Here is a 17,226-nt window from a genome sequence, read left to right as displayed (position 1 = left end):
ACATCGTTACCAGGAGTGGATCAAATGACCGCGAACCCGCCTCAGTTAATCGAAGCGTTCCTTTACCGCTCGCCCTCCCCCATCCGGCTTCACCAACCTTCGCCCGCTTGCTATCACATCGTATACTTACCGGACACCCGCGAGCTTCTTCTCTGGAACGGCAGCGGCCTTTTGGACTCCAGCATCGAGACCGATACGGCGCTTCTCCATACGAAGCTGTCTTTTCTCCCGAATCATATTAGAACGCTGGAAACGCAGACGAACGGGATGGACATCCTGCTCCCTTTCGAAGTGCTCGGCTACGCCCGGATGGAGTTGGATGACGAAGCGGTCTCCGAATGCGAGGATGCGATGAAGCGGATCGACCGGTTCTACCGAGAACCCGACTGGGTCCTATTCAATCGGCTCGTCATGGCGTTCTTCGACCTGCTGATTATTGTGTATGCGCAGTGCGAGCCCTCCATGAAGGCCGCGAACTATTCGGTCAGCGAGAAAGCCCGGAACGCCCGCAAAGTAACCGCCTATCTTGAAAACGCATTCAGCGAATCCGTAACATTGGAGAGCCTGGAGCGGGAGCTGCATCTGAGCAAACAGTACATGTCCAAAATTTTTCGCGAAACGACGGGCATGACGATCTTCGATTATTTGTACCGCCGCCGCATTCACGAGGCCAAGAAGCGGTTCCAGGCGTCCCCCTGCTCCTCGATCACGGACATCTGCCTCCAGGTCGGCTTCCACAGCGTGTCCCATTTCAGCCGGCTGTTCAAAACCCATGTCGGCGTCTCCCCGGAAAAGTACCGCAAAAGCCTCCCCTCCTCCACCATGCATCCAGAGGAAAGCAAACAGAGACAAATAGGCGACCATTGACACGAATATCAGGAAAGCGGCCGCAAAGCCATGTATGTTACGGTTATCGATGTCGGAGCGGATCCTCGAGGCGAACGGATTCGGGAAGGAGGGAGAGTCCATGAATCTGAAGCGGCAATACCCCCTGTTCAATGAATACTACTACGAGTGGGGCACCCCATTCGTCAAGTCGTTCCACACCCATCCGCAATACGAAATTTATTATTTTCACAAAGGCGACTGCGAGTATTTGATCGGCAACGAAATATTCGAGCTGGAGCCCGGCGACGCCATCATCATGAACGGCATGACGTTGCACGGACCGATCGTCGATCGGGACAGCGAGTATGTGCGTTCCATGTTCTCGTTCTACCCCGAGATCGTCCGCATCTTCTACCAGTCCCAAGGCCCGCTCCATCCGCTTCGTCCGTTCGAGGAGCTGAAGAACCGGCGTATTCGGCTGCGCGGGGAGCGCAAGGCGGAATTCGAGGAGCTGCTCGCCCGCATGCACAAGTATTATTACAGCCAGAACAACGTCGAGTTCAACCGGTTCCTGCTAGCATTCTTCGACATGCTGTGGCTGATCTACAGCGAATGCCAGGAAGCTATGGACGAGCTGGAGCGGCGCAGCGGGAAGGGCGAAGCCGGCGCCGGCCACCGGGACGACAAGGAACGGAACGTGCAGGCGATCATCTCGATCATCGAACACCGCTACCGCGAGCCGATTACACTGGAATCGCTGGAGAAGAGCGTGTACATGAGCAAGCACCATCTGTCCCGGATTTTCCGCGAATTGACGGGCGCCTCGATCATCGATTACTTGTTCAAATTCCGGATCAATCAGGCTAAGATTTTGTTCATTCTGAATCGGGACTGTACCGTCTCGGACGTGTATCGGGAAGTCGGGTTCCAGAGTCTGTCCCACTTCAGCCGCCTGTTCAAAAAATTCGTGGGCCTGTCTCCCGAGCAGTACCGCAAAAAAGTGCAGCCGTTCCTGCTCGAGCCCTTCACCCTCCCGGTCCCTGCCCTCGGCAAGTAGTTGAAGCTTGAAAGGCGCCCGACGAACAGAAAAGCCAGAAGAGTCATACAAGGAGGTCATGTTCATGCGTTTACGGAAGCTTACCCTGCTGATCGGCGTGCTCGTCTTGACGTGGACCGTCTCGGCCTGCGGAGGAGATGGCAGCGGCGGCACAGCCGGCCCCACGAATGATCCGGCGCCCACCGCGTCTGCCCGGACGCCGGATCCTGCGGCCCAGCCGGCCTCGCTCGTCATCTACGATACGACCGGCGAGAAGGTCGAGCTGCTTATGGAGAAGTACGGCAACAAGCTGAAGGAGAAGTTCCCGAATTGGACGTTCAAGATCATTCAGCAGGTAAACAGCAAAACGTTGGGCGAAGTCATCGCCTCCGGGGAGAAAATCGACCTCATGGTCGCCTCCACCGCCTCCGCCCTTATGAGCTTCGACCTGCAAAGCGATATCAGCGATTTGATCGCCAAAGATAAACTCGATTTGAGCCGGTTCGAGCCTACTACGATCGAGCTGCAGCGCAAGCTGGCTAACGGCGGCATCTACGGGCTGCCTACCTGGACGCGGTCCCTCGTGACGTACTACAACAAGGACTTGTTCGATCAGTTCGCCGTCGGGTATCCGAAGGACAATATGACTTGGGACGAAATGTATGAGCTGGCGCGGAAAATGACACGGAACGAGGCCGGCAAAAACTACAAAGGACTGACGATGGCATTCGATTTCGGACTGATGCTGAACCAGTACGAAGCCCCGCTCCAGGATCTGACAACGGGCAAGTCGCAGTTCCTCCAGGACAATTTCCAGAAAGCGTTCCAGAACTTGGTCCGCTTTTACCAAATTCCAGGCAATGAAGTGCCGGGCGGCAAGTACTTTCTGGACAATCAGCAGAATCCGTTCTACAAAGACAAAACCGTGGCCATGTTCTTGACGCTAAGCGGCGCCGAAAAGATCTATGCCGACAGCGTGAACTGGGACGTCGCTCCTTACCCGATCCTACCCGGCAAGACCGGCATGGGCTCGCAGTCGTACCCCACTTACTTCTTCCTCGCCAGCTCCAGCCAAAATCGGAATGCGGCCTTCACGGTGATGAAGTATTTGACCTCCGACGAGTTCCAGCGCGCCGCGGTGCGCAGCGGGATCACGACGATTCTGAAGGACGCGTCGATTATGCAAGACTTCGGGGCCGATCTGCCTTACGTCAAAGGCAAAAACCTGAAGGCGATGATTCCGCCGACCTATGCTCCGCCTACGGTCAAGACGAAGTATAACGACATCAGCAAGGCGCAAACGCTGGCCGCGCTCGATGCGATGTCGAAGGGCAGTGACATGAACACGGCGCTGCGCGAAGCGGCGGAGCGCAATGACAAGCAGGTGGCGGAGCAGGGCAAATAACGAAACCGGGATTTCCACAACGAACGGCCGCTTCCCCACACGTAATCGTGGTGGTAGCGGCCGTTTATTGCGTAATCGGACTTGACAGGTTGTGGTATCTAGAGTCGTCTGCGCGGGCGGGAGAACCATTTGATCCATAGCTTGCCTTCATCGTCTCGAAAAAACTTAAGTCCAATCCATTTCAACGGCGTCCATATTTCTTGAAAAAAATAGTTCGGCATTGCCCCGCCCTCCATAGAATCCCGACTTTCCTTGCCTCGGTCGATTCCTTCCCATGAAGCTTCTGCCTATTGTCTCTGTTGTCTGTCTGCAGTCTGTCTGCAGTCTCTCCCTATGCCTGATTCATCCGGGCGATCAATTCGCCCAGTACACGATCCGCATCGTCATAAGGCACTTGGCACGTGCCCGCCGGCATATGGCCGCCTCCGCCATATTCGAGCATAAGCGCCCCGACATCGACGGCTGATGTACGGTTAATAATGCTGTGGCCGCATGCGAACACGCAGTTTTGCTTGCCCTTGCCTTCCACTAGCCAGATCGAGATGTTCTGCTCGGGATACAGCGCGTACACCATGAACCGGTTGCCGGGATAGATCGTCTCCACGCCCCGCAGGTCGGTCACGATGACGTTGCCTTCGAGGCGCGTATATTGCTTCAGCATCTCGCGATACGAGACGTCCAGCTCGCGATAACGCACTACGCGTTCCTCGACATCCGGCAGCGCCAGTATCTCCTCCGCGCTCCGCTCACCGAGGTAGTCGACCAGCGTCTCCATCAGCTGGTAGTTGCTGATCCGGTAGTCGTGGAACCGTCCAAGACCCGTCCGGGCGTCCATGAGGAACGAGAGCAAGTCCCATCCTTGGGGATTCAAAATATCGTCGGCGCTGAACTGGGCCGAGTCCGCCTTATCCACGCCGGCCATAATGTCGTCGATATCGCCGAAGCGCTCGCGGCCGCCGTAGTAATCGTACACGACACGGGCCGCGCTTGGAGCGATGCGGGTCTCGCCTTCGAACTGTACGGATTCGCCCATCCGCTGCAGCTCGCTCGAATGGTGATCGAACCAGAGCGCACACCCCGGGGCGTACGGCAAATTGGCCAATATATCGTTAGACGTCACTTCCACTAGACCGTCCTGCACGTCCTTCGGGTGAACGAATTTCATTTCGTCGATCATGCCCAGCTTCTTGAACAGCATCGCACAGACCAGGCCGTCGAAATCGGATCGGGTAATCAAACGCATACGGGGAAAACAGCCTCCTTGTCACATAAAATGGTTCTAAAGAACTATGTATTCTCGCTCCTCATGACTTATTCCTTCATCTTCCAATAAAAAAACGAAAAAAAGAAGCATTTCCCGCTTGTTCCAGCGGAAAATGCTCCTTCGTGCTTACGGAAACCGGGTCTTACTTGACGATCGAATGGATCGGATGGCCCAAGGCAACCTCCGCCGCTTCCATGGCGATCTCTCCGAGCGTCGGATGCGCGTGGATCGTGAGGGCGATATCTTCGAGCGTAGCGCCCATCTCGAGCCCAAGCCCCATCTCGGCGATCAGGTTCGACGCCTCCGGACCGACGATCTGCGCCCCGAGGAGCAAGCCTGTGTCCTTGTCGCCAACTAGCTTCACGAAGCCGTCGCCGGCATTCATTGTCAGGGCGCGGCCGTTCACCGCGTAGTTGAACTTGCCGATCGCGACGTTCTTGCCGGCCGCTTTCGCTTCCGTCTCGGACAAACCGACGCTCGCGATCTCCGGATCGGAGAAGACGACCGCCGGGATCGCCTTGTAGTCGATCACGCTAGGCTGGCCTGCGATCGCTTCTGCGGCGACCTTGCCTTCGTAGGAAGCCTTGTGCGCCAGCGCGGGGCCCGGTACGATGTCGCCGATCGCGTAAATGTTCGGCACGCTCGTCCGGCACTGCGCGTCGATCTCGATCAGGCCGCGTTCCGTCAGCTTCACGCCGATCGACTCCAGGCCCAGATCCGCGGTGTTCGGACGGCGTCCGACCGTCACCAGCACGTATTCGGCGGTGATGGACTTCTCTTCGCCCTTTGCCGTATACGTAACCGTCACATCGGTGTCCGTTACCTTCGACTCCTTCGCGAGCGCTTCGGTCACCACTTCCACGTTGACCTTCTTCAGGTTGCGGCCGACGAAGCGGGACAGCTCCTTCTCGAAGCCTGGCAGGATGGAATCCGAGCCTTCCAGCACGGTCACTTGCGTCCCGAACTTGGCGAACGTCTGGCCGAGCTCGATGCCGATGTATCCGCCGCCGATGACGACGAGGCTTTTCGGAATCTCGGGCAGGCTGAGCGCTTCGGTCGAGGACAGGATGCGTTTGCCGTATTTGAATGTCTTCAGCTCGATCGGCGTAGAGCCGGTCGCGATGATGCATTGGTTAAACTTATATTGGGACGCTTCGTTCTCGGTTGCGACGCTCACTACATTTTCGCTCACGAAGAACGCTTCGCCGCTTACGACTTGCACTTTGTTGCCCTTCAGGAGCTGCGCCACACCGCCGGTCAGCTTCTTCACGACGCTGTTCTTCCATTCCTGGACTTTGGCGAAATCGACCTTCACATTCTCGGCGATAATGCCGATGTCGGAGCCGTGAGTAGCCGCCTCATAGTGATGCGCCGCCGTGATCAACGCTTTGGACGGGATACAGCCGCGGTTCAAGCAGACGCCGCCGATCTCCGCGCGGTCCACGACCACGACGGATTTGCCGAGCTGCGCGGCCCGGATCGCCGCTACATAACCTCCAGGTCCGGAACCGATCACGAGCACGTCCACGTCGGTAGTAAATGTTCCTACAACCATTGGTTACACCTCCATGACAAGCAGTTGCGGATCTTCCAGCAACGACTTGATGTAGTTCATTGCGTTTTGAGCGGTCGCACCATCGATCAGTCTATGGTCGAAGCTTAGGGACAGGGCCATTACTTTGCCGATTACGATCTGGCCGTTCTTGACGACCGGCTTCTCGGAGATGCGTCCGGTGCCCAGGATCGCGACCTCCGGATAGTTGATAACCGGGGTGAAGAACATGCCGCCCGCCGATCCGATGTTTGTGATCGAGATCGTGCCGCCTTTCATTTCATTCAGCGCCAGCTTGCCTTCGCGGCCGCGGGCGGCGAGATCCTTGATCTCGCCGGCGATCGACCAGACGTTCTTGCGGTCTGCGTCGTGAATGACCGGGACGATGAGGCCGTTGTCCGTGTCGGTCGCGATACCGATGTTGTAATACTTCTTGTAGATGATCTCACTCTTCTCGTCGTCGATCGAAGCGTTGAGTGCCGGGAACTGGCGAACCGCCGCCACGAGCGCCTTCACGATGAACGGCAAGTACGTCAGCTTCACGCCCTTCTTCTCGGCGAGCGGCTTCGCCTTCTCGCGCAGCTCGACGAGCCCCGTGACGTCGACTTCGTCCATGATCGTCACGTGCGGCGCCGTGTACACCGACTTCACCATCGCGTTCGCGATCGCCTTGCGGATGCCCTTCAGCGGCACGCGCTCTTCGACGCGCTCGCCGCTCACCGGGCCGCCTGCCGGCGCGCTCACGCTCGGTGCGGCCGGGGCTCCCGCCGCGTTGTCCGCGCCCGCGCTAGGCGCTGCTGCGGCAGCACCGCCGCCGGCCGCGAACGCGCTCACGTCGTCGCGCGTCACTTGGCCGTTGCGGCCGGTGCCGCGCACTTGCGCGATCGCGACGCCCTGCTCGCGGGCGAACTTGCGCACGCTCGGCGTCGCCAGCACTTCGCCGCTCGGCGCAGGCGCAGCGGCCGGAGCGCTAGGCGCTGCAGGCGCGCTTGGCGCGGCGGCTTGCGGCTTCGCCGCTTCCGCTTGCGGAGCCGGCGCTGCAGCCGGCGCGCTAGGAGCAGCCGGTGCCGCATGCGCGTCGTCGCCATGGCCGGCGTGCACGTCCGGCGGCAGCTCGCCTTCGACGTCGATCGTCGCGAGGATGTCGCCGACGACGGAGACGGTGCCCTCGCTCACTTTCAGCTCCACGATTTTCCCGGTGACAGGGGACGGCACTTCGACGGTCGCTTTATCGTTTTGCACGTCCATGATCGTTTGGTCTTCCTGGATCGTATCGCCCGGCTTGATGTGCCATTTGACGATTTCCCCTTCATGCAAGCCTTCGCCCAGCTCCGGCAGTCTGAAATTATAGATCGCCACGTCCATTACCTCCACTATAAGAATCCCGCAAGACGAACCGTTTCATCCCTTGATTGGAGACAATTGCGATTCGCCTGCGGACTATGATCACTGTTATCTATGATTTACCTAGTAAGGTTTTAATTGAAATCGAGGACCTTGTTCAGACCGGCGATGATGCGGGCCGGGTTCGGCAGCCATTCTTCCTCGATCTGCGGGAAGCCCATGACCGTATCCGGCGAGGTGATCCGGAGTACCGGAGCTTCCAGGTGCAGAATCGCTTTTTCGTTGATCTGCGCAATCACTTCCGCGGCTACACCGGCGGATTTCTGTGCTTCTTGCACGACGATGGCGCGGTTCGTCTTCTTGATCGACGCGACGATCGTGTCGATGTCGAGCGGGCTCAGCGTACGCAGGTCGATGACTTCGATCTTCGCCCCGCGGGACTTCTCGATCTCCTCCGCCGCCTTGAGCGAAGTGTGCACCATCGCGCCGTACGTAATGATCGTCGCATCGGAGCCTTCGCGCACGACGTTCGCTTTGCCGAGCGGAATCGTGTATTCGCCTTCCGGCACTTCATCGCGGAACGCGCGGTACAGCTTCAGGTGCTCCATGAAGAACACCGGATCGTTGTCGCGGATCGCCGAGATGAGCAAGCCCTTGGCATCGTAAGGGTTCGAAGGGCAGACGACTTTGATGCCCGGCGTCTGGATCATCAAGCCTTCCAGGCTGTCGCAGTGCAGCTCAGGGGCCTTCACGCCGCCGCCGAACGGTGTACGGAACGTGATCGGGCTGTTGTACTTGCCGCCGGAGCGATAGCGCATCCGGGAAGCTTGGGCCACGATCGAGTCCATCATCTCGAACATGAAGCCGATGAACTGGATCTCCGCTACCGGACGGAAGCCGGTCACGCCGAGCCCGATCGCTAGGCCGCCGATGCCGGATTCCGCGAGCGGCGTATCGAATACGCGGTCTTCGCCGAACTGCTTCTGCAGCCCTTCCGTAGCCCGGAACACCCCGCCGACGTTCCCCACGTCTTCCCCGAAAATCAATACGTTCGGATCGCGCTCCAGCTCCACGCGCATCGCGTCCGTGATCGCTTGAATCATCGTCATTTGTGCCATGGCTTACTTGTCCCCCTTCGCGGCGATGTACTCCGCTTTTTGCTCTTCCAGCTGCTGTGTCGGCGTTTCGAACATACTGTCAATCAAGCCCGGCACGGTCATTTTCTCGGTCGACTCGGCCTTCTTGATTTGCTCGGCTACCGTTTCCTTCGCTTCTTCCATGACTTTGTTCTCTTCTTCTTCCGTCCAAAGCCCTTTGCTCTCCAGATATTTGCGGAACCGGACGAGCGGATCGCGCTGCGACCATTCCGATTCTTCTTCTTTGGTCCGATATTTGGTCGGGTCGTCGCCGGACATCGAGTGCGGCGCGAACCGGTAAGTGATCGCTTCGATCAATGTCGCCCCTTCGCCGTTCCGTCCGCGTTCAGCCGCTTCCTGCACGGCTTTGTATACCGCCAGTACGTCCATACCGTCTACCTGAACGCTGCGGATACCCGCCGCCACGCCCTTCTGGGCGATCGTCTTGGCCGCGGATTGCTTCTCCCGAGGGGTCGAGATCGCATAACCGTTGTTCTGCACGACAAAAATAACGGGGAGGTTGAACGCGCCCGCGAAGTTCATGCCTTCATAAAAATCGCCTTGGGACGATCCGCCGTCGCCGGTGTAAGTAATGACCACATTTTTCTTGCCGCGCTTCTTCAGTCCCATCGCTACTCCGGAAGCTTGCACGATTTGAGCGCCGATGATGATTTGAGGCATAAGCACATTCACGTCGTCCGGCACTTGACCGCCATGCTGATGGCCGCGGGAGTACAGGAACGCTTGGTACATCGGCAATCCATGCCATACGATCTGCGGCATATCGCGGTATCCCGGACATACCCAGTCTTCCTTCACAAGAGCGAACTCGCTCCCGATCATCGTGGCTTCCTGCCCCGACACCGGCGCGTAGAAGCCGAGGCGGCCTTGACGGTTTAAGCTGACGGCGCGCTGGTCCCATACGCGGGTGAATACCATGCGGCGCATCAACTCGCGCAATTGCTCGTCGCTCAGCTGGGGAACGGCGTCTGGATCGACAACGGTTCCGTCGGCGGATAGAATCGATAGCGGTTGAATGTCGTCGATGCGGACTTCGGATAAAGATTGGCTCATGTCGAATCACCTCGAACTGATATTGTTTGCTGCCTCGCGTTAAAACTGTTATAGTATATTACATAAACTGTTCCAAGAAACTGTGTGATACTGTACTTATTACTTGCGAGTTTCTTGAAATTATCAAGTATAACAGGCACTCTCATTATATAGTACAGCTACTCAAAAAGCTAGTGACATCTTTCTGCGATTTACATGGTTTTTACACGACACAACGATTATTTTGCGCCAAAACGATAAAATTCAATCCCTGAAACTGACTTTCGAAGGAGCTGTGCGCCATGGATGAAACGGCTTACTACAAGCGGACCATTATTAAAGAACATATACCCTCCGAGAACTTGGGTGAACCGAGAGTCATCCGGGTCGCGTTGCCCCCCGGTTATAACGAACTGCTGACGTATCCGGTCATTTATTGTCAGGACGGCGAAGACTTCATCAACTTCGGGCGCATCGTCACTCAGCTGACGAAGCTCGTGCTAGACGACGGCATGGAGCCGGCCGTGATCGTCGCGGTCGACGTCGACAAGGCGGTGCGGACGGAGGAATATGCCCCGGAAGGGTCCCGATTCGCCGCATATTGCCAATTCTTCGCCAAGGAGCTGCTGCCTTATGTAGAGAACCGTTATCCGATCCGCCAGGGAGCGGACGCCCGGCTGCTCGCCGGCGATTCGCTGGGCGGGACGGTGTCGCTGCACCTGGCGCTCGACTATCCGGACTTGTTCCGGCGCGTCCTGTCACTATCGGGTGCATTCTTGGCGAGCACGCAGGAGCGGCTTCAGGCGGAAGGGGACTTGAGCTGGCTGGAGCTGTACATGCTGATCGGGCTGCAGGAGGAGTCTGTGGAGACGACGCGGGGTGTGTTCGATTTCCTGGCGGCCAACCGGGCAGCGAGACGGCTGCTCGAAGAGCGCCAGTGTCGTTTGACTTACCTGGAGCGGGACGGCAAGCACCTATGGGGCTTTTGGCAGAACGCGCTGCCCGATGCGCTTAGGCACTTTTTGGGCTGAGGCGGAAGGGTCTTATTCAGGATATCCTTGCGGATCGCGCTTCGCTTTTCAAGGATCCCGAATTCGATGGGGCTGCAGGAGGGTAGACCGAAAAAATAGCAGCTATATGATCCTCTAATTGAAAATCAAGGCCTTCTAGCTAAGCAATAGATGAAAAATTTTCCGCTAATGATTCCAAAGATTCGATTTGCTGCCCGACTTTATGGATTAGCTGCAAATTTTTCTTTTATTCGGTTGGAAAAACCGAAGATTTCGAGAATAACAGCCATTTTTTCATCTAATGGTTGTCCATGCTTACGCCGTGCATCCACTTTGGTCCTGCAAGTCTTCTTGTGCCGCGATCTATTTCGATCCACCTATTTAATTGGCGGCAATCCGGGATCATTGCTCGTAATCATAGCTCCAACTTGGCAAAAATCGAACTAAAGCGCGCTCCCGCCCCGACGATCAACTTACAAGTGGGCAAATTCGAACCAGAGTACGGTAATCGTCGCGTTTGCTTAACAAAAAACTCTGGAGCGCGTTCGCTCCAGAGTTTTATTGCATTCTATCTTAATAAGCCGTCCAACCCGCATCGGCGGTGACGACCGTACCGTTCACGAAGCCGGCTTCGTCCGACGCGAGGAAGAGCGCCACCTTGGCGATTTCCTCCGGCTCGCCGGAACGCGGGTTCATGGCCGCTCCCGCCATCGCCCGCTCCATGCCGAACGGGTTCGGGGCATTCATCGTCGTCCCGATATTGGTGTTCACGCCGCCGGGTGCAATCGCGTTGCAGCGGATGCCCTTGTTCGCATATTGGAACCCGACATTTTTCGTAAGCCCGACGACCGCATGCTTGGACGCCGTGTAGGCCGCGCCCGCTCTGGATCCGTACAAGCCCCCTACGGAAGCGATGTTGATGATAACGCCGCTCTCCTGCTCGAGGAAGAGAGGGAGCGCCTTCCGGATGGTCCGCATCGGACCGGTCGTATTAATCGCGATGACTCGCTCCCAGAGCTCATCGGTCAATTCGGCCGCCGGAACGAAGTTGTCCATAATGCCGGCATTGTTCACCAGGATATCCAGCTTGCCGAACTTCTCCACAGCCGTATCGATCATTTGCTGCACGTCGGCTTCGACGGCCACGTTGGCCGCCAGCGCGATCGCCGTGCCGCCCTTGGACTCGATCCCGGTGACAACAGTTTGGGCCGCTTCGACTCGAAGATCGGAGACGACCACCTTCGCGCCTTCCGCCGCGAACAATTCCGCTATCGCCTTGCCCATCCCGGAAGCCGCACCTGTGACTACCGCCACTTTCCCAGCCAATCTCATGTTGCCATCCTCCCTATCTATTTGTATTTCCCAAAGACTGTTTTTTTCAACAGATGTATATTTCTTAACACCTGTTGATTCGAGTATAATAAAAATCGAATAAGGCGCACAATCAGTAAAAAAGTTCGTTTTGTAAGGTAACGTACATTCGGAGTCCTTTTGTTCAATAACAAATGTAGGGAATGGTGGAAATGGCGGCAGCGGACAAAAAATCGGACCGGCGCGTCGTGCGCAGCAAAGAAGCGCTCCGAGCTTCATTATTGGAGCTAATGACGGAACAAGACTTCGGGTCGATCTCCATTACCGAAATCGTGGAGCGCGCCAATTACAACCGCGGCACGTTCTACTCGCATTACGACAGCAAAAAAGCTCTGCTCGACGACATCATCTCGGAGCTGATCGAGGACATGCTGCGTTCGTATCGGGCCCCTTATGAGAATGTGGAGATTTTCCATATTGACGAGCTGGGGGCCAATTCCATTCTCATCTTTGAGCATTTTTATCAGCATGCGGCTGTGTATCAAATTCTATTCAAGAGCGACGTCCTTCCGAATGTCCGGGAACGCATGCTGGTGGCTTTGAAGCAAATCGCCATGGAGGATCTGGAATATACGAACAGCGAGATCGATCAGGAGCTGATGGCCGTCTACACGATCCATGCCCTGCTCGGTCTCGTGTTCCATTGGATCGAGAGCGGGTTTAAGGTTCCGCCCTCTTACATGCAGGACCAATTGATCAAACTGATTCATTATCGTCCCCGCACCGCGGTTACCATCAACAGAAATGCCGCCCCTTCCCCGAAAGGAAAGAACGGCACTCCCAAATAACTGTTTTCTTCTACCCACTACACCTTACCCGTTACCCATTACCCGCCATACCGCTGTTTCAGCTCCGCGGCCTTCCGCTGCAGCTCGTCCATGCTCGGCAGCGCCGAATGACGCTCCAGCCGCCCTCCCCGCTGCTGGAGCGTCTGACGGAGCGCCAGCGTGAAAGTCCGCATCGTAATGCCCTTCCCGCCGGCCAAACTGACTAGGCTGCCCATCGTCCCCGGACGGATGATCGGGTAAGACAGCAACGCGCCCCTGCTGCTCTCCTCTGCTTCACGCTCGCTGTCTGGCTCTACCCCCACCGCCGCTGCCGCTCCGTCTTGCGGCTCCAGCCAGCCGTCCCGCTCATTGTTCTCTTCGCCCGTAGCCATCTCGTAGAACATCCGCACCATCTGGGCGCGGCGTTCGGCGTGACCTTCCACGACGACGAACGCTTGGACGGCATACGCTTTGTTTTGCCGGCGCTGGGAGATGCCGCAGAATTTCCGGCCGTCGATCGACAGATCGAAGTCGCCGGGACAGTAAGAGCCCTTCACCTCGCCGGTCTGAATGTCGACGCCGAACCGCTGCAGCGTCTCGGCGATCAGATCGCGCATCTCCGCGAACCCGGCGCGAAAGTCCGGTTTGCCTTCCCCGACAGGCAGAATGAGCGAGATGTTGATCACGCCGGGGTCGAGCGGAACCGCCGCTCCCCCGGAGCTGCGGACGCCTACCTGGTACCCTTGGGAGCTGAGCCAGCTCATGCCGAGCTCGGCCATCGGCAAGCGGCGGTCCCGCAAGCCGAGCACGAGCGCCTTCTCATGCCGCCACACATGGACGAGCGGAGCGGCTCCCTCTCCCACACGGCGGCACATGAGCTCATCGTAGGCGAACGGATAAAGGACGTCGCCCACTAAGGTACGCTCGCTCGTATCGTGAATGTAGAACGGTTCGTCTATGCTCCATCTGGCTGTCATGTTTTAGTGCGACTCCTTTATATACGATTGGCGTATTACAAATTGCTCTGCTTGGGCTTCAGCCCGGGGACCCACGCATCGACGTCGTACCCGCGCACTTCCCAGTAGCCGATATGGTCTTCGGCGATGAGCTCGATATGCTCCAGCCACTTGACCGACTTGTAGGCGTACATCTTCGGCACGATGAGCCGTACCGGTCCGCCGAGCTCCCGCGGGATCGGCTTGCCGTCGAGCAAGACCGCGACCATCACGTCGTCCAACGACGCCTGCGCGAGTGTCAACGCATCGGTGTAGACGCCGTCGCCGGAGTAGAACTTGACGTACTTGGCCGAGGGCTTGACGCCGGCCATCTCCAGCAGCTTCGTCAGTTTGATGCCTTCCCATGTATTCTTATACACCGACCAGCCGGTCACGCAGTGGAAGTCGCTCACTTGCACCGTTCGGCCGAGCTCGATGAACTGGCTCCAGTTCCATTCCTGCGGCCGGTCGACCAGCCCGGTAATCTTGAAATACCAGTTCTCTGACGTGAATGTCGGGAGCGGAGTGACGGTATAAATGCGGTACTCGCCCTTGCTCCCGCCGCCCACCGGCACGATTGAATCCGGGAGCGGCTGCGGGTCCGGCACCATCTGATTGCCGTTCCACTGAGGCTCGAGGTCGGCCAGATTGACGGTCCCGCCTCCGCTGCCGAACAGCCATCGCACGAACTTAGGTCCCACCAGCACGACCAAGAGGCCGGCGAACCCCCAGCGGATGAACGATCTGCGGGTGTACAAGACGTCCCGCACCCGATCGGTTACGGAGCGTGGCGTGGCGGTCCATGTCCTCCCTGTGGCCGCCGCGGCAATGTCCCCCCTCCCGGGGCCCGAACCTTCGCGCGCCCTCTCGATCTCCGCATCGCGCTGAAGCACGGCTCCCGGGCGCTTCATCTTCAGCCAGCGGCTGCGGGAGACGGAATGGTACAGCGCGTACGGTACCCCGACCCACGTGAACAAGTCGTGGGCGCCGAGCGCGGCGTTGCTCCACAGGGGCGGCAGCCGCTTGAACTGCCACAGCACGATCCCGGACACGATCCAACCGACGAGCAGGACGAGTACGATACCCAAGTTCCATTGCTGCTCCGGCTTCCCCTTCAGCTGGCGAATGTGGCGAACCATGCGCGGGAGATACAGCACGACGACGATGGTGGAAGCTACTCCCAACCAAATATGGATGTGCTTCGTCCATACGCGCCCCTCGCCCAACACCCCGCGCAACGACGGGATGAACAGCACGATCCCGGTCACCGCAAGCAGCAGCACCAGCCAGGCGTTCCAACTATGCAAGGCCGCCAGCTTTTTACCAAACGACTTCTTCCTCCATTTGCTCATGACCCCCACCGCGATCCGCTCCTTCTCAAGATCCGTATTAGCCATTCTGCCCAAACCGCCGAACTCCATGATCTTCCTTCATTGTATAGCAAAATAGAGGCGTGCGAAAGATCGCGAGTGCCAAGTCCAAGCCTAAACAAAAAAGCGCCCCCTTTGCCATGCCTGGCAAATAGTCGGCGCTATGTATGCAGCGGACGAACGCCCGTCGCGCAATTAAGCCCATTGCGGATTCGTCTTGCCCAGCAGCAGGTGGAACCATGTTAAGAACTTGGCATAATGCCCGGGACATCGGAACGAGATCTTGACCTCGCCCTTCCAATAAAACGTGAACAGGCTGTTGTCGCGACCGATGACGAGCTCTACATCCCAGCAGTTGTCGCTTAGTTTGTACTTGTCTCTGTTGAAAAACAGCTTCGGGCCTTCGGACGTCTGGTACATGCCGAAGAAATCGCCGCCCACTTTGAAATAAAATCCTTGCTCCGCCGCGAATGAAGTGCCGTTCACGGGTTATCCTCTCCTTAGCTGTGATTTGGAAACTGATCGGTCCGATGGAGGTATGAAAATAAAAAACTTCAACCCTCTTTCGGTAGCTGGCTGGCGTTGCCCAAGTACTGGCAGTAGCCCCTGTAGCTTTGCGACGCTGGCTTTCGCCAGGTTTGCCGGTTCGAGATTGTTCGAAGTTTGTCGATTTTCTATAGATGCTTACCCAAGCATAAAGGATCATCTCTATGAAAGCATCGTTCTTTTTTCCTATTTTTCTTGCAACTCTATTGCATTCCTGAGACACACGGTGGGAAGAAACGGAAAACCGGGTTGTAATAACCCGGTTTTCTGCGGGGGAAGACACCCCCTGCGGACGACCTTCCAGGTCCGCAACCAGCGCCTCATGCCTATCCCTAGTTCTTGCTTCTCTCTCGTAACCCATCGTTAGTGGCTGCACCACATTAACCACAGTATGAAGAAAGGGCGAACATGGATTGGACAGATGCCCGATTGGCGCAAAACTTCTGTGTGTTTCTCCCTCCCGGCCATCCATCCTATGAGGACGTCCGCCACCCCTTCTAGCAGGAAAGTAGGAGAAGCCTCCGCCTATATGCTATGATGAGAGAACAACCCCGGCTGCGGCCGGAGCTCCCCCTACGAGGTGCGGCATGATCCCGAATCACAGACTGCTCCGGCATTTGGCCATCCTGGAGCTCGCTCTGGCGCTCTTGTTCGCCGGTATATCCCTCTACGCCTTCCTGCGGCATCCGGACTCGCTTTCGCTCCAGCTTATGCTGGTCGTGATCGGGCTCGCGGGTGTATTGAACGGGCTATTCCTGTTCCGGAAGGTGAAGCAATCGAGACAGCGCCCGCGGCCGCGTCCGGAGCGTGCCCCCAGCGCTTCCGCCGCCAACCGGGCCGTCAAGGGACGGAAGCGCAAGGGCAATCGCTGAGCGATGGAACCCGAAAGTAAGAGAAGAGCATCCTTTCCATGACGGAAAAGCTGCTCTTCTTTTCGTTCATCAAGCTTTGATGTATTTCCGTGCTTTTTCGATCGCTTCGTCTTCCGTCGGCGCGGTAATATACCGGCCATTGATGAAGATGAACGCCGCCCGCGAGCAAGGTCCGCAGTAGGACTTGCACCCCACCTTCACCTCGGTGCCGGGGGCCAGCTTGTCCAGCTTGGCCAGCGTCGTTTTCACCTTCATATGCCTGCATTTGTCACAAATCCGGATATCGTTGGCCATCGTCTGGCATTCCTTTCACTGATCCGACAACCGTGCCCGTAGCTCTACACCCGGGAGCCCGTCTTGCTTGGGTTGGTGATGAAGAACCCTTCATTCGGGACGTACAAGTAGTCGATTTTGACGCCGTCAAGCGTGTCGTCGTTTTTCTCCAGCAGCACTTCAATGCCTTTATCGGTCATCACGACCACATCATTCTCGTCCTGCTCGTCCAATCCCAAGGCATACTGGACAAGTCCGTTATGCGTGAACTCCACTTTCACTCTGACCTTCAAGCCTTTATTTTCTTCCAGAGCCAATTCCTTTTCTAGTACCTTGGCCGCGCTGCGCGTTATTTTGCAGTTCATGCTCGTCACTCCTTGTCCCATGGATCATCAAAATCATAT

The 17,226-nt window shown here is 57.3% G+C and carries 17 protein-coding genes and 1 riboswitch; of the genes, 6 read left to right on the top strand and 11 right to left on the bottom strand.

Translation table 11 applies throughout. The features are described 5' to 3' along the window. The first annotated feature begins 24 nt into the window (after positions 1-24). The 3 genes from ACI5FR_RS20575 to ACI5FR_RS20565 all read left to right on the top strand — a co-directional run bounded on the left by ACI5FR_RS20575 (position 25) and on the right by ACI5FR_RS20565 (position 3,269). The gene (locus tag ACI5FR_RS20575) at positions 25-867 is read left to right on the top strand and encodes a helix-turn-helix transcriptional regulator (protein ID WP_405457753.1); all 843 of its coding nucleotides are present in this window, start codon (positions 25-27) and stop codon (positions 865-867) included. A 100-nt stretch (positions 868-967) separates the two neighbouring features. Continuing rightward, the gene (locus tag ACI5FR_RS20570) at positions 968-1,885 is read left to right on the top strand and encodes a helix-turn-helix domain-containing protein (protein WP_405457752.1); all 918 of its coding nucleotides are present in this window, start codon (positions 968-970) and stop codon (positions 1,883-1,885) included. Positions 1,886-1,949: 64 nt separating this feature from the next. After that, a complete protein-coding gene (locus ACI5FR_RS20565; RefSeq protein ID WP_405457749.1) occupies positions 1,950-3,269 on the top strand; it encodes an ABC transporter substrate-binding protein in 1,320 nt (439 codons plus the stop codon). Positions 3,270-3,600: 331 nt separating this feature from the next. On the opposite strand, the gene ACI5FR_RS20560 is transcribed toward ACI5FR_RS20565, so the two are convergent. The 5 genes from ACI5FR_RS20560 to pdhA form a co-directional block, all read right to left on the bottom strand. Continuing rightward, the gene (locus ACI5FR_RS20560) at positions 3,601-4,512 is read right to left on the bottom strand and encodes an exopolyphosphatase (RefSeq protein WP_405457747.1); all 912 of its coding nucleotides are present in this window, start codon (positions 4,510-4,512) and stop codon (positions 3,601-3,603) included. A gap of 163 nt (positions 4,513-4,675) precedes the next feature. Next, positions 4,676-6,088, bottom strand: coding sequence for a dihydrolipoyl dehydrogenase (gene lpdA / locus ACI5FR_RS20555; RefSeq protein WP_405457745.1), 1,413 nt, complete (start codon positions 6,086-6,088; stop codon positions 4,676-4,678). A gap of 3 nt (positions 6,089-6,091) precedes the next feature. Then, entirely contained in the window at positions 6,092-7,444 is a 1,353-nt protein-coding gene (locus tag ACI5FR_RS20550) for a dihydrolipoamide acetyltransferase family protein (protein ID WP_405457742.1), read from the bottom strand. Positions 7,445-7,563: 119 nt separating this feature from the next. Then, positions 7,564-8,547, bottom strand: a complete 984-nt coding sequence (locus ACI5FR_RS20545) for an alpha-ketoacid dehydrogenase subunit beta (protein WP_405457741.1) — start codon at positions 8,545-8,547, stop codon at positions 7,564-7,566. A gap of 3 nt (positions 8,548-8,550) precedes the next feature. Then, positions 8,551-9,639 (bottom strand): pyruvate dehydrogenase (acetyl-transferring) E1 component subunit alpha, encoded by a 1,089-nt coding sequence (pdhA, locus tag ACI5FR_RS20540; RefSeq protein ID WP_405457739.1) that lies wholly within the window; start codon positions 9,637-9,639, stop codon positions 8,551-8,553. Between the two features lie 281 nt (positions 9,640-9,920). On the opposite strand from pdhA, the gene ACI5FR_RS20535 reads away from it, so the two are divergent. Continuing rightward, a complete protein-coding gene (locus ACI5FR_RS20535; protein ID WP_405457736.1) occupies positions 9,921-10,649 on the top strand; it encodes an alpha/beta hydrolase in 729 nt (242 codons plus the stop codon). Positions 10,650-11,201: 552 nt separating this feature from the next. Here ACI5FR_RS20535 and ACI5FR_RS20530 read toward each other — a convergent pair. Continuing rightward, positions 11,202-11,960 carry an SDR family oxidoreductase gene (locus ACI5FR_RS20530; RefSeq protein ID WP_405457734.1) on the bottom strand — a complete coding sequence of 253 codons (759 nt, stop codon included), beginning with the start codon at positions 11,958-11,960 and terminating at the stop codon, positions 11,202-11,204. Positions 11,961-12,151: 191 nt separating this feature from the next. On the opposite strand from ACI5FR_RS20530, the gene ACI5FR_RS20525 reads away from it, so the two are divergent. Next, a complete protein-coding gene (locus tag ACI5FR_RS20525; RefSeq protein WP_405457732.1) occupies positions 12,152-12,787 on the top strand; it encodes a TetR/AcrR family transcriptional regulator in 636 nt (211 codons plus the stop codon). A 38-nt stretch (positions 12,788-12,825) separates the two neighbouring features. Here ACI5FR_RS20525 and ACI5FR_RS20520 read toward each other — a convergent pair whose 3' ends face one another. The 3 genes from ACI5FR_RS20520 to ACI5FR_RS20510 all read right to left on the bottom strand — a co-directional run bounded on the left by ACI5FR_RS20520 (position 12,826) and on the right by ACI5FR_RS20510 (position 15,617). After that, positions 12,826-13,743, bottom strand: a complete 918-nt coding sequence (locus ACI5FR_RS20520; protein ID WP_405457730.1) for a lipoate--protein ligase family protein — start codon at positions 13,741-13,743, stop codon at positions 12,826-12,828. A 35-nt stretch (positions 13,744-13,778) separates the two neighbouring features. Then, a complete protein-coding gene (locus ACI5FR_RS20515) occupies positions 13,779-15,158 on the bottom strand; it encodes a molybdopterin-dependent oxidoreductase (RefSeq protein ID WP_405457728.1) in 1,380 nt (459 codons plus the stop codon). A gap of 168 nt (positions 15,159-15,326) precedes the next feature. Continuing rightward, positions 15,327-15,617 (bottom strand): hypothetical protein, encoded by a 291-nt coding sequence (locus ACI5FR_RS20510; protein WP_405457726.1) that lies wholly within the window; start codon positions 15,615-15,617, stop codon positions 15,327-15,329. 78 nt (positions 15,618-15,695) lie between these two features. Further along, a riboswitch (cyclic di-GMP riboswitch) is annotated at positions 15,696-15,784 on the bottom strand. Between the two features lie 480 nt (positions 15,785-16,264). On the opposite strand from ACI5FR_RS20510, the gene ACI5FR_RS20505 reads away from it, so the two are divergent. Further along, positions 16,265-16,549: a hypothetical protein gene (locus ACI5FR_RS20505; protein ID WP_405457724.1), complete on the top strand. Its 285-nt coding sequence runs from the start codon at positions 16,265-16,267 to the stop codon at positions 16,547-16,549. A gap of 69 nt (positions 16,550-16,618) precedes the next feature. Here ACI5FR_RS20505 and ACI5FR_RS20500 read toward each other — a convergent pair whose 3' ends face one another. After that, positions 16,619-16,843: a YuzB family protein gene (locus ACI5FR_RS20500; protein ID WP_405457722.1), complete on the bottom strand. Its 225-nt coding sequence runs from the start codon at positions 16,841-16,843 to the stop codon at positions 16,619-16,621. A gap of 44 nt (positions 16,844-16,887) precedes the next feature. After that, on the bottom strand, positions 16,888-17,187 hold the full coding sequence (locus ACI5FR_RS20495; RefSeq protein ID WP_405457720.1) for an iron-sulfur cluster assembly accessory protein: 300 nt from the start codon (positions 17,185-17,187) through the stop codon (positions 16,888-16,890). Between the last annotated feature and the right edge of the window lie 39 nt (positions 17,188-17,226).

The sequence above is a fragment of the Paenibacillus sp. HJGM_3 genome (assembly GCF_045062745.1).
Lineage (GTDB): Bacteria > Bacillota > Bacilli > Paenibacillales > NBRC-103111 > Paenibacillus_AA.
This window is presented reverse-complemented; position numbering and strand designations above follow the sequence as displayed.

Bases quoted from the DNA above. Each gene is read 5' to 3' on its own strand.
- ACI5FR_RS20575 (WP_405457753.1), top strand. From the start codon at position 25: ATGACCGCGAACCCGCCTCAGTTAATCGAAGCGTTCCTTTACCGCTCG.
- ACI5FR_RS20570 (WP_405457752.1), top strand. From the start codon at position 968: ATGAATCTGAAGCGGCAATACCCCCTGTTCAATGAATACTACTACGAG.
- ACI5FR_RS20565 (WP_405457749.1), top strand. From the start codon at position 1,950: ATGCGTTTACGGAAGCTTACCCTGCTGATCGGCGTGCTCGTCTTGACG.
- ACI5FR_RS20560 (WP_405457747.1), bottom strand. From the start codon at position 4,512: ATGCGTTTGATTACCCGATCCGATTTCGACGGCCTGGTCTGTGCGATG.
- lpdA (WP_405457745.1), bottom strand. From the start codon at position 6,088: ATGGTTGTAGGAACATTTACTACCGACGTGGACGTGCTCGTGATCGGT.
- ACI5FR_RS20545 (WP_405457741.1), bottom strand. From the start codon at position 8,547: ATGGCACAAATGACGATGATTCAAGCGATCACGGACGCGATGCGCGTG.
- pdhA (WP_405457739.1), bottom strand. From the start codon at position 9,639: ATGAGCCAATCTTTATCCGAAGTCCGCATCGACGACATTCAACCGCTA.
- ACI5FR_RS20535 (WP_405457736.1), top strand. From the start codon at position 9,921: ATGGATGAAACGGCTTACTACAAGCGGACCATTATTAAAGAACATATA.
- ACI5FR_RS20530 (WP_405457734.1), bottom strand. From the start codon at position 11,960: ATGAGATTGGCTGGGAAAGTGGCGGTAGTCACAGGTGCGGCTTCCGGG.
- ACI5FR_RS20525 (WP_405457732.1), top strand. From the start codon at position 12,152: ATGGCGGCAGCGGACAAAAAATCGGACCGGCGCGTCGTGCGCAGCAAA.
- ACI5FR_RS20520 (WP_405457730.1), bottom strand. From the start codon at position 13,743: ATGACAGCCAGATGGAGCATAGACGAACCGTTCTACATTCACGATACG.
- ACI5FR_RS20515 (WP_405457728.1), bottom strand. From the start codon at position 15,158: ATGGCTAATACGGATCTTGAGAAGGAGCGGATCGCGGTGGGGGTCATG.
- ACI5FR_RS20505 (WP_405457724.1), top strand. From the start codon at position 16,265: ATGATCCCGAATCACAGACTGCTCCGGCATTTGGCCATCCTGGAGCTC.
- ACI5FR_RS20500 (WP_405457722.1), bottom strand. From the start codon at position 16,843: ATGGCCAACGATATCCGGATTTGTGACAAATGCAGGCATATGAAGGTG.
- ACI5FR_RS20495 (WP_405457720.1), bottom strand. From the start codon at position 17,187: ATGAACTGCAAAATAACGCGCAGCGCGGCCAAGGTACTAGAAAAGGAA.